Origin of the sequence: Gallibacterium genomosp. 3 (assembly GCF_001678475.1) — a bacterium.
Taxonomy (GTDB): Bacteria; Pseudomonadota; Gammaproteobacteria; order Enterobacterales; family Pasteurellaceae; genus Gallibacterium; species Gallibacterium faecale.
This window is the reverse complement of record NZ_JTJR01000043.1, coordinates 19,108-30,604: the sequence shown is the minus strand read 5'-3', so window position 1 is coordinate 30,604 and position 11,497 is coordinate 19,108. Positions and strand designations below refer to the sequence as shown.

13 protein-coding genes are annotated in these 11,497 nt (G+C 36.1%); 9 read left to right on the top strand and 4 right to left on the bottom strand.

Annotated features, from left to right (window positions below; genetic code table 11):
- Positions 1-99 precede the first annotated feature (99 nt).
- Positions 100-858 (bottom strand): class I SAM-dependent methyltransferase, encoded by a 759-nt coding sequence (locus tag QV06_RS09810; protein WP_065237980.1) that lies wholly within the window; start codon positions 856-858, stop codon positions 100-102.
- Positions 859-1,068: 210 nt separating this feature from the next.
- Between QV06_RS09810 and QV06_RS09805 the strand changes: the two genes are divergently transcribed.
- Genes QV06_RS09805 through QV06_RS09785 form a run of 5 tightly spaced genes read left to right on the top strand, consistent with a single transcriptional unit; the run spans position 1,069 to position 5,828 of the window.
- The gene (locus tag QV06_RS09805; protein WP_065237979.1) at positions 1,069-2,976 is read left to right on the top strand and encodes a TonB-dependent receptor domain-containing protein; all 1,908 of its coding nucleotides are present in this window, start codon (positions 1,069-1,071) and stop codon (positions 2,974-2,976) included.
- A gap of 12 nt (positions 2,977-2,988) precedes the next feature.
- Positions 2,989-3,963 carry an ABC transporter substrate-binding protein gene (locus tag QV06_RS09800; RefSeq protein WP_065237978.1) on the top strand — a complete coding sequence of 325 codons (975 nt, stop codon included), beginning with the start codon at positions 2,989-2,991 and terminating at the stop codon, positions 3,961-3,963.
- Positions 3,957-4,754, top strand: a complete 798-nt coding sequence (locus QV06_RS09795) for an ABC transporter permease (RefSeq protein WP_065237977.1) — start codon at positions 3,957-3,959, stop codon at positions 4,752-4,754. The genes QV06_RS09800 and QV06_RS09795 overlap by 7 nt, the downstream gene beginning before the upstream one ends.
- Before the next feature lie 2 nt (positions 4,755-4,756).
- Positions 4,757-5,449 (top strand): ATP-binding cassette domain-containing protein, encoded by a 693-nt coding sequence (locus QV06_RS09790; protein ID WP_065237976.1) that lies wholly within the window; start codon positions 4,757-4,759, stop codon positions 5,447-5,449.
- A complete protein-coding gene (locus QV06_RS09785) occupies positions 5,442-5,828 on the top strand; it encodes a hypothetical protein (protein WP_065237975.1) in 387 nt (128 codons plus the stop codon). Before QV06_RS09790 ends, QV06_RS09785 begins: the two co-directional genes overlap by 8 nt.
- A gap of 59 nt (positions 5,829-5,887) precedes the next feature.
- Here the strand turns inward: QV06_RS09785 and QV06_RS09780 are convergent, their stop codons facing one another.
- The 3 genes from QV06_RS09780 to QV06_RS09770 all read right to left on the bottom strand — a co-directional run bounded on the left by QV06_RS09780 (position 5,888) and on the right by QV06_RS09770 (position 7,204).
- The gene (locus QV06_RS09780) at positions 5,888-6,217 is read right to left on the bottom strand and encodes a DUF413 domain-containing protein (RefSeq protein WP_065237974.1); all 330 of its coding nucleotides are present in this window, start codon (positions 6,215-6,217) and stop codon (positions 5,888-5,890) included.
- 70 nt (positions 6,218-6,287) lie between these two features.
- On the bottom strand, positions 6,288-6,926 hold the full coding sequence (dsbA, locus tag QV06_RS09775; protein WP_065237973.1) for a thiol:disulfide interchange protein DsbA: 639 nt from the start codon (positions 6,924-6,926) through the stop codon (positions 6,288-6,290).
- A gap of 11 nt (positions 6,927-6,937) precedes the next feature.
- The gene (locus QV06_RS09770) at positions 6,938-7,204 is read right to left on the bottom strand and encodes a YihD family protein (protein WP_065235335.1); all 267 of its coding nucleotides are present in this window, start codon (positions 7,202-7,204) and stop codon (positions 6,938-6,940) included.
- A 75-nt stretch (positions 7,205-7,279) separates the two neighbouring features.
- On the opposite strand from QV06_RS09770, the gene mobA reads away from it, so the two are divergent.
- The 4 genes from mobA (at position 7,280) to QV06_RS09750 (ending at position 11,479) form a co-directional block, all read left to right on the top strand.
- Positions 7,280-7,867, top strand: coding sequence for a molybdenum cofactor guanylyltransferase MobA (gene mobA, locus QV06_RS09765; protein WP_065237972.1), 588 nt, complete (start codon positions 7,280-7,282; stop codon positions 7,865-7,867).
- Between the two features lies 1 nt (position 7,868).
- Positions 7,869-8,141, top strand: coding sequence for an ACT domain-containing protein (locus QV06_RS09760; protein WP_065235337.1), 273 nt, complete (start codon positions 7,869-7,871; stop codon positions 8,139-8,141).
- A gap of 12 nt (positions 8,142-8,153) precedes the next feature.
- The gene (locus QV06_RS09755; RefSeq protein ID WP_065237971.1) at positions 8,154-9,515 is read left to right on the top strand and encodes a PFL family protein; all 1,362 of its coding nucleotides are present in this window, start codon (positions 8,154-8,156) and stop codon (positions 9,513-9,515) included.
- 329 nt (positions 9,516-9,844) lie between these two features.
- Positions 9,845-11,479, top strand: a complete 1,635-nt coding sequence (locus QV06_RS09750; RefSeq protein WP_065237970.1) for an SrfA family protein — start codon at positions 9,845-9,847, stop codon at positions 11,477-11,479.
- Positions 11,480-11,497 lie beyond the last annotated feature (18 nt).

Here is an 11,497-nt window from a genome sequence, read left to right as displayed (position 1 = left end):
ATTTTGTCTACTACACCTCTTTTTTAGAGCTAAAAAAATGGTTTAAAACTATACAATACAGTTTTAAACCACTTCTAACCACTATTTTATCCTATTTCTTCACTTCTTCTGACTACATATTGCAATGAAATTCAACGGCTTATTAGGATCATTAAAAACTCTAAACATTTTCTTAAACGTTGTCCTATTTTCTGCTTTTAATGCATTTTTAATAATTTTAATTGCACCTAAAATCCCTTCATCATAAATGAGACCTTTCGGTGATAATAATGTCATATCTCCAGAAAAGGTTTGAATATTATGAAATCCAACTTGAGTAAATATCTCTTGCCAGCCATTCTTCGTAAGTGGAGTCACAGTAATATTAATGGCATCTCGTAAACGTTGAATAATCTCTTCTCCATTATCTGTATTTAGCATAACATCATGAGTTAATAATAGCCCACCTGGTTTTAAGACACGATAATATTCTTGTACTGCTTTGAGCTTAGCTTCAACTGGTAGCATTGTTAGCATGGCTTCATTAATAACAATATCAAAGCTATTATCTTCGAAAGGTAATTTCATTGCATTAGCACGTTGTACATTAATCTTACCTTGTAGCTGGTTTAGCGTTATATTCTTTCTCGCTTTCTCTAAAACTGCTTCATCAAGATCAACACCTTCAATATGACACCCAAACTGTTTTGCTAAACCAATCGCTGTTGTCCCCATATTACAAGCAACTTCTAATACTTTTTTATCTTTATCAAAATGTCCCTGTTCAATTAACCATTCTGTTGCTTTTCTACCACCTGGACGCAATCTTGTTTTACCCAAACGAGCTAAAAAGCTATGTCCAACTTCATCTTTTTTCATACCTCAATTTCCTTTTACTTAATTAAAATAAAAATCTGTATATAACATATCTTATTTTCTTAAAAATATAAATAATAATTATTATCATTTATTGCAATTTATCTATTCTAAGTAGAAATACTCACATATAGGTATTTTTTACAAAAATCCTTTTGCATAGAATTTAAAATTAAATGATAATAATTATCATTTATAAAAAATGAGGCTACTATGAAAAAACATCAGAAAAAACTCCTTTGGGTCACCTTATGTACCGTAATTTCTCCATCATTGTTCGCTAATTTAGCTGACCCTGATACAATCCAACCAATAAAAAACTTTTCACCTCCTAAACCTATCCCACCAACACAATCTCAACGCTACCAAATAGAAAACCAATTTGATCGCACAGATCGCAATCAATACTACTCAGTTACAGACTCTATTAATAATGGTATCTCTCCCCTAAAAATCAGTTCTGGAATATACGGAAATAGTTTTTACAACAGTATTCTTTCTGGTATGCGAGAAGCAAATTATTATGCCATTTTCAACATGAATCACAGTAAAGCGAATCATTATAAAAGTGCTAATGGTGATAAAGTGGATTGGGGATATACACGTTTTAATCAAGCAATAGTATTAGGTTGGTTACCTAACCATTGGAGTGAATATCGATTTACTTTAATACATGATGATATTGAAGATGATAAACAACCACAACATCAAATGGATCCAATTAATACTGATCGCCTTATTACGCGATTTAATACTCGCTTAGGTAATGAAGATCTTAGTAACACCTTAAATGCTGAAGTCACTTACCGAAAAATTAAACGCCATGCCGATAACTATACGCTACGCCATAACACACCTAATGTTTATATGCTAATTGATCGTGAAATTTATGATGTTAGTTTGAAATATGATCGTGATTTTGGTCAATGGCATAATATGTTAGGCACTAGTTACCAACGAGATACCCATAATGGTAATCGATATGTACACACACCTAATAAAGATTTCTTAAATGGTTACCGTTTTGCAGATCTTCACATTAATCGTTTTCGCCTATTTGATGAACTAAGTTATCGTATTAATGATCAACATAAAGTTGCTCTAGGTATCACTTACGAAAATAATCAAACGCAAATTCATAACGCTAATCAGCGTATTCCAAACCCAAACAATCCTGCTCTATCTTTTGCAAATCCAAACCAATTATGGACACTTTACTTTGCCCAACCCGTGCAAGGTAAAGTAAAACAAGACATGCTTTCTGCAGAATTAAAATATGATTTCACTCCAACACCACAGCAACAATATAGCTTCAATGTTGGACATATCGAACGCATTGGAAATAATCAAGAAAGATTTAGTTCTGTTGCAGCAGTTGTAGTTAAACCAGATCAAAGTATAAACAATCAAAAACCACAAGCTGCCGTAGTCAGCAACCCATGGCTCAAGCCAGAACAACATAATCGTGTGAAAATTGATATGGATATAAAAAATGAATTTTATAAAGGTTACTTGAATTCATTAATGGGAGCAGGTTGGAATATAGGCGGTAGCTTACTCTATGATGATGTTAAAAATTTGATTATTTTTGATCGTGTACGTCACCACACAACACAAACTAATGGCGGTGTCATCAGTCGCAATGTCAATGCAACGCTCTTTTTAGCTCAACTTTATGGCAATCTTAATTTTGCCCAACACTGGGGGCTTGGCTTAAAAGCACAATATACCTATGGACAAAACCGCACAGATCGCCGTCCACTCTATCAAACCCGCCCATTAGAAGTCACCTCTAACCTAGATTATAAAAATTACTTCCGTTATGGCAGCTATAACCTAGGGATTGCAATGCGTTATGTTGCTAAACAAAAACGAGGGGATTTTGATTCACACACTGGGCTAGGTATTGACCGCTATGATGCAGCAAAAGCTTTTACTGTGGCGGATCTCTATGCTGGTATCAACATTAAAGATAAATATGGTATTCGCTTAGGGGTAAATAATCTATTTAATCGCCAATATGCAGAATTTATCAGTGGTGATCATGTAATGGCACTGGCACCAAGTATTGTATCTGCACCAGGGCGTACTTATTGGCTTAGTTTACATACCTCATTTTAAGGAGAGTTAATTATGAATATTAATCGTAGAACTTTTTTGCAATTCTCATCTGCCTTAGCATTAACTGGCTTCTTACCGCCCGTTTTTGCTGCAGGAAAAGAAAATTTTACTATTTATGGTGCACCAGCCATTCCTAGCTTAACTATTGCAGTCGCAACCTTACAAGGACAATTAGCAAAACAGACTGACCTTGCAATGAAAATATGGCGTAATCCAGATCAACTACGTGCTGGTGTAGCAAGTGGTGAATTCAAAGTAATGATGAGTCCGAGTAACGTTGGGGTTAATTTACGTAATCGAGGACAAAAGGTTGGTATGATTAATATTCTTACCGCAGGTGTTACCAAACTTGTTGCCAAAAAAGAAATTACTCAACCAGACCAACTCATTGATAAAAAAGTAATTATGCCATTTAAAAATGATATGCCTGATATTTCTTTCCGAGCATTATTAAAACAACTTGGCATCAATGAAGACCGTGTATCAATCACCTATACTGCAACACCTGCTGAAGCTGTTGGTTTATTCTTAACCAAAGATTTTGGTGCAGCTTTCTTACCTGAACCGCTTACTAGTGCTTGTATTTTACGTGGTAAAAAAATGGGGGTTGAAGTTGTGCGCTGTTTTGACTTTGTGGATGCGTGGGCATCAGCATTTAAAGTCAGACCATTACTTCCACAAGCTGGTATCATCGCCAATGTTGAGTTTTATCAAGCTCATCAAGCACAATTTGAGCTATTACATCAAGATCTACAAAACGCTCTCACTTGGATTAAAGACAACCCACAAAGTGCAGCTGAAATCGGTAGTAATTACTTCCCTGCACCAGTTCCTGCAATCGCTAATGCTATTCCTCATTCTAATTTAGTGGTATTAAAAGGCTCTGAGCTCAAAGAAGAATTACTCAAGTTTTATGAAGTTATTTTCCGTTATAACCCCAAATTATTGGGTGGCAAACTCCCTGATGATGGTTTCTTCTTATGTTAATTGTCAATAAAGTACGTAAACCACAATCAACATTTTTCTTAATCGTTGATTATCTTTGGGGTGGCTTTGCCACCCTAGCTATTGTTTGTTTTTTTCTCTCTTTATGGCAATGGGCAAGCCTAAGTTTAGGGGAATTTCTCCTTCCCTCTCCAATTACTGTATTTTACCGAGCTATTGAATTACTAAAAAATAGCCAACAAAATCAAATTACATTATCACTATGGCGCGCTTTACTTGGTGTTGGTGGCTCTCTATTACTTGGGTTAAGTTTTGGTTTTATTGCTGGGCATTTTCGTACAGTATTTGTAATTCTCAAACCTCTGATTACTACCTTACTTTCCACACCACCCATTATTTGGGTAGTAATGGCACTTTTTTGGTTTGGCTTCGGGAATAGCAGCGTACTCTTTACCATTGTAATTATTGTGACACCATTAACTTTTTCGAGTACTGTCGTTGCTGTACAACAGCTAAATAAGCAAACCTTAGAAGTCTTTGACGTGTACCAACTAGGATTTCTCAAAAAGATAAAATATTTTTATATTCCTCATTTCACTCGCTATGTTATTTCAAGCGTCAGTGTTGCCGTAGCAACAGGAGTTCGGGTTGTTGTGATGGCAGAATTACTCGGTGCTAGTGATGGTATCGGTGCACGTATCGCTGATGCTCGAGCAATGTTAGATACAGAAACCGTCATGGCTTATGTTGTTTTAGTGATTAGTCTTGTAGCAATTTTTGAATACTGTATTACCAAACCAATAGAAATTCTCTTTATGCCGTGGAAACAATAAATATGCTAACGTTATCTCGCCTTAAATTAAATATGCAATCTGACACCATTGTGCAAGACTTCAATCTTTCCCTGCAATATGGTGAAGTAAAAACCCTCTTTGGTCGAAGTGGTTGTGGCAAAACAACTGTATTACGACTTATCAGTGGGCTAACACAACCTACATCAGGGAAAATTAATAACCATTTCAAAAAAATTGGCTTTCTTTTTCAAGAAAATCGCTTGCTCAATCACCTAAATGCCCTCCAAAACATTACCATTTTTATGCCACATCCTGATTTAAATTCACTTTATACTCTGGCAGAAAAAGTTGGGCTTAATCGAAGTGATCTGAATAAATATCCAAGCCAATTAAGTGGAGGTATGGCGAAACGAATTGCGTTTTTACGACTTTTATTAAGTGGTTGCGATTTAGCCTTGCTTGACGAACCTTTTGTCGGATTAGATCGTGACCTACGCCAAGTTTTAATTCATATTTTGACCGATAAGATTGATCAAAAACAGCTAGCCTGCTTATTAGTGACCCACGATCGTTTTGAAGCTGCTAGACTTAGCCACGAAATTCTTTTTCTTAGTAACAAAGGAATGAATATTGAAAATACAATTTGTCTTACCACCCCTCTAATAGAGCGTGATGCAAAATTCGAAGAAAAGATTGTGCAACAATATTTTAATGAGGTAATTTACTATGAATAATTTCGTTATCTTCTTCTTTTCCCTATTCTTTCTTGTTTATAGCTATTTTACTTCCCAGTTACAATCCAGGCTTGTTAAACAAGCATTGCAAAAAACAACTTTAAAGCATCCTGTTTTTATTCCTAACCCGATTTATCGAAATTTATTGCTGTTCTTCACCACAATATATTTAGTTGCTTTTTTCTTTTTACCTCATTCAATTACTGGTTTTAATGCTTTAACGATCGGTTTTATCCTCATTGCTCAGTTAAAAGATTTGCACCACTGGGAGCTATTAAGCAGATACCCTCTTCAGCTCTATTACATCGTGCAATTTGCATTTGCAATAACATATGTCTATCTCGGCATTCTATGCATCATGCCATCTTTGAGCCAATAAAAAAGCAGGCTTAACTAACCTGCTTTTCTCTGTATTATTTTCAATCTGTTTAATAGCTATCAATCCGCATTATAATCATCAACATTATCGTTCGCTAATACACCTGAAAGCGTATAAACACGTTTAGTACGAGAAATACGAGAACGATATTTATCCCAAGTTTTTTCAAAGAAAGTTTCTGCTGGACGTTCACCACGGCAGAAAGCAACAAATTGTTGTTCTTCTTCGGTTACTGGTTGGCGAGTACCTTTATCTAGCTCAAGAAACGCTAAACCATGATTTTCTAATGCTTGAGATTCACGGATAGTGTAATCTCCGTGACGAGCAAAACCACGAGGATAATTTTTATCGTCAAAAAAACGACGTGTTACGCTAAAGCTTTCAGACATAGTAGGAATTCCTTAATTTGAGTATCAAATAAAAAAGTCGCATTTAAGGCGACTTTTTCGTTGTTGTCAATTATTTTTTTAATAAAAATTGGGTTAAATCGACATAGCGTTGGATGAAGTCATCTAAAGTTTTTACTTCAGAAAAACCACTGTCATTACCCGTTGCAATATGGTACTTACCATTGATATAAAAATCTGGCACACCACGCACTTTAAACAATTCTGCCGCTTTCTCTTGTTTTGCAACTAACGCATTTACAGCAAAGCTGTTAATTGCACTATCAAACTCTTTACCATCAATCCCGCTATCTACAAAGATTTTACGGATATCATCCATAGAATTTAAGTTGCGTTGTTGTGCTGCTTCAAATAAAGGTGCACGGACTTTTTCTTCTGCACCAATTGCCATCGCTAACGCCCATGCACGGGTCAAATTGGCAGATTGTCCACCTAAGAAATTAACATGGTATTGTTTAAAGCTCACATCCGCCGGTAAAGATTGTTTAATTTTCTCAGGAATATGGAATTTCATTTCATAGTCATAGCAGTGAGGACAATAAAATGAGAAAAATTGGATCACTTCTTTTTGTTCGCTTTGCGGTAAAGTTAAAACGTCATAATCTCTACCTTCGCTAAAATTCGCTGCCATACTAAATTGTGACATAAATGCCACTAAAAACCCGGTTAATACAAGCAATATTTTTTTCATCGCAACTCTCCTTATTTAATGATGCCTCTTGCTTTTAATAATGCTGTTTTAAAATCATCTTCATAATCTTTTTTCAGACCTGGGATTGGTTCATTTTTATCTTTACCTGCCATTTTGAGATGATAAATAATAATTTCATCACTCAATTCTGCTAACTCCCCAGTAAACCCAGCTTCTTTTGCAATTTTTTGCAAAATTTGGGTTAAATTGAGATCTGGATCTTTTGCCCAATAAGGTTGCAATAACTCCAAAACCTCATTTAAACGATGGCATTTCATTTGGATTTTTCCTCACAGTTTCACATAGGTGTGCGATAATACCACTTAAATTTTTAATTGCCAAAAGAGATTACTATGCCTGAGAAAATAACTGCGGTAATTTTGTGCGGCGGTAAAGCACAACGTATGAATGGTGCAGATAAAGGCTTACAAATTCTAATTGATAAGCCTTTATATCAATGGGTTTATCAAGTTATTTCACCTCAAGTTAATGACGTTATTATCAATGCCAATCGTTCATTAACACAATATGCCGCCAGCGGACTGACCGTTATTAGTGATGATTTAACCGGTTATCTTGGTCCTTTGAGCGGAATGTTAACAGGGTTACAACACACAAAATCAGATTGGGTACTATTTGTCCCTTGTGATACGCCTTATTTACCAGTAAATTTAGTAGAGAAATTAGCGGCTGCTCGCCAAGCTAATACGCAAGTTGTTTATGCGACTGATGGTGAACGAGAACATCCAACCTGTTGTTTATTACATCGTTCCCTTCTCCCTGCATTAAACGCCTATTTACAACAAGGAAATCGCCGTGTGTTAGGCTTTTTTAAACAACAAGCCTATCAAACAGCAGATTTTTCAAATGAAAAAACACATTTTATAAATATCAATTCAGTTGATGAATTGCATTTTTATGCTCAACAAGAGGAACAGTGAAATGAATCAATCAGTTTTAACCGTTATCGGCAAGGATCGTATCGGTATTGTGTATGATGTCGCCAAATTATTAGCAGAACAACAAATTAACATTGTGAATATTAGCCAACAGCTAATGGATGGTTATTTCACGATGATTCTTCTTGTTGATACCACAGAATGTAAAAAAGATTACCAAACATTAGCCGCATACTGTACAGAAGAAGGGCAAAAACTTGGGTTAGATTTACGCTTACAAAATACTGAAATCTTTAATGCTATGTATCGTATTTAAAGGGGATTTAGTATGAGTAACAGTATTCAATCTTATGAAATCTTAGAAACACTGCGCATGGTGTCAGATCAGAATTTCGACGTAAGAACCATTACGATCGGGATCGATCTTCATGATTGTATTAGTGATGATATTGATATCTTAAATCAAAAAATTTATGACAAGATTGTGCGTATTGGCGGTGATTTAGTACAAACCGCGCGAGAACTCTCCGCAAAATATGGGATTCCTATTGTAAATCAACGTATCTCTGTCACGCCGATTGCACAAATTGCGGCTGCAACTAAAGCAACTTCTTATGTTTCCGTCGCTCAAACACTCGATCGTGCGGCAAAAGCGATTGGGGTTTCTTTTATTGGTGGCTTCTCTGCTCTCGTTCATAAAGGAATGAGCCCAGCAGATGAGATTTTAATCCGTTCAATTCCAGAAGCTATGCAATCAACTGATATTGTATGTAGTTCAATTAATATCGGCTCAACTAAAGCGGGTATTAATATGGATGCAGTTAAACTAGCTGGTGAAGTGATTAAACAAACTGCTGAAATTACGCCTGAAGGGTTTGGTTGTGCCAAAATTGTGGTGTTTTGTAACGCAGTAGAAGACAACCCATTTATGGCAGGTGCTTTTCATGGTTCTGGCGAGGGTGATGCTGTCATTAACGTTGGCGTATCTGGTCCTGGCGTGGTCAAAGCAGCCTTAGAAAGTAGCCAAGCAACTACTTTAACTGAAGTCGCTGAGGTAGTGAAAAAAACCGCTTTTAAAATTACACGCGTTGGTGAATTAATTGGTCAAGAAGCGAGTAAACGCCTCGGTATTCCTTTCGGTATTCTTGACTTATCTTTAGCACCAACTCCCGCAATCGGTGATAGTGTTGCCCGTATTTTAGAACAAATGGGATTAAGTGTATGTGGTACACATGGCACTACTGCCGCACTTGCATTACTAAATGATGCCGTAAAAAAAGGCGGTATGATGGCGAGTAGCTCTGTTGGTGGTTTAAGCGGTGCATTTATTCCTGTTTCTGAAGATGAAGGTATGATTGCCGCTACTTCACAAGGCGTGCTTACTTTAGATAAGTTAGAAGCGATGACTGCGGTTTGTTCTGTTGGCTTAGATATGATTGCCGTACCAGGCTATACATCTGCAAGCACTATTTCTGGCATTATTGCAGATGAAGCTGCTATTGGAATGATTAATAGCAAAACGACAGCTGTGCGGATTATTCCTGTACCGAATAAAGATGTCGGTGAAATGGTTGAATTTGGTGGATTATTGGGTTATGCCCCGATTATGCCAGTGAAAGAAGGCTCCTGCGAAGTTTTCGTCAATCGGGGAGGTCGTATCCCGGCGCCAGTACAGTCATTAAAGAACTAATTTTACTCAATATATCATACTTCTCTTGCCCATTTTTCAATAACCGGAAATGGGCTTTTATATACCTAACTAATGGTATCCCCCATTATGTATTTATTTACATTAATAAATTCACTTTCATGTAATCAAACAACATCTTTTCAAAAAACTACCTCAAAAATATAAAGCAAATTTTCATTCTTATATAATTGTTGTTATATAAATTACTTTTATTCTTTCTATAACACTTAAATATTCAAATTCATAACAATTTTATATAAAATTAATCAATATCGTTCAAATAGAGTGATATTTGTAAGGTTATTACTGAAATCTGACAAGGAAACTTTATGTTAAGTGCTTTATTACGTAGTGGTGATATCAAAAATTACACCGCACTTGGGCAAGATGGAACGCCTGTTTATGCTGTTGCTTCTCAATTACGGGATGCCATACGATTAAGAGTAAAAGATCAATCAGGCGACCCCCTTGGTAAGAAATTTGCCAATTATCTCGCGATTCCCCAGCGCAATGATCAAGGTAGTCAGATAGATTGGTATGTTCCCTTTGAATCAGACAGAGCTGACGGTAAATATCTCATCATTCCTTGGACCTCAGCAACAGAAGAAGAACGGAATAACTCATATCAAGAATTACACTTATTTGAACAGTCCATGTTAGAGTTTGGGCAAAAATTAAAAAATACAAATAATATTCAAGGCGATCTCCTTTTATTTTCCCGCCTACTTTCTGGTAATAATAATTCTGCTGATATTAATGATCCTGAAAATTTAAAAGCTTTACGATTCCCAAATCCTGAACATGTTTATTTAGTTAATGGAAAACCAGTTATTACGTTCTGGGGATTTGTAGAAAAAAATAGTCCTATCCATGGTCATCCATTTTTAAGTCTCAAGCCAATCGAAAAACCGCTTATCACTACACCTATTGAAGAACCAATACTAGCACAACCTGTAACGGCTGAACCAAGCAAACCTTGGTGGCGTTGGTTATTATGTCTATTACCTTTTTTATTAATCGGTGCACTTTCTTTGTTCTTTTTACGTAGTTGTTGGAGCCCTAGTGTTGAACTTCCTTCTTTATCATTCAATACTGAAAACACTAAAACCCCACAAAACAATACAGAACGACAAGTTTGTTTAGATTTAGCCAAAAATGCTTGGTTTTATGTTGATGATGGAACAACAGTGACAGATTCATCATTAATACAACAATTAAATACCAGTAAAAATAAAAATTCAAACCAATGTCAAACCGTTGCAATAGTTGATTCTGTTCCTCGTGTAATAAGTTCAACAAACACTTCTGCTGGATTACCAACAAGTCGTGATGGTACCGATACAATATCACCAACTCAAAATGAACCTATTGGGAAAAATACTACTGATACAGTCAAAGAGGAGAGTTTAACCGATAATCCTCAGAAAGATGCGACTCAACCAGTAATGGAGGATCCTCAACCAAAAACAGAATCACCAAACCAAGAAACTAATAAGGATGCTACTGATAACAAAAAAGATCCTAACATATCACAAAATCAAGATAATAATACAGTAAAGCCTGAAGATACTTTAAAACAACAAAGTACAAATCAACCATTACAGATTCCGACCGAAAGCTTGCAAAAAGGAAATGTAGATTTCCTTAACGGTAAATGGAATGCGGGCGCCGGCATTCAGGATAAAAGTACAGGTAAACCATTACGTCTGAAATATGAATTTGAAAAAGGAAAAGGGCAAGTTCGAGTAGAAAGGGGTGATGGTGTTCAATGTGTCGGTCAAGTTAATGCTTCTATTCAAGGTACAAGCCTGAATATTGGCAATACCGGGATAGCAAACTGTAGTGATGGTTCTACTTATCAATTACCTAATGTAAGTTGTAAGCCTAGTGCTAATGGTTCGGCTGATTGTGAAGGGGAATATGGCAAAGGTCAAAACTTCCCAATGTCGATGAAATCTGAATAATTTGACTTAGTAAGAGAG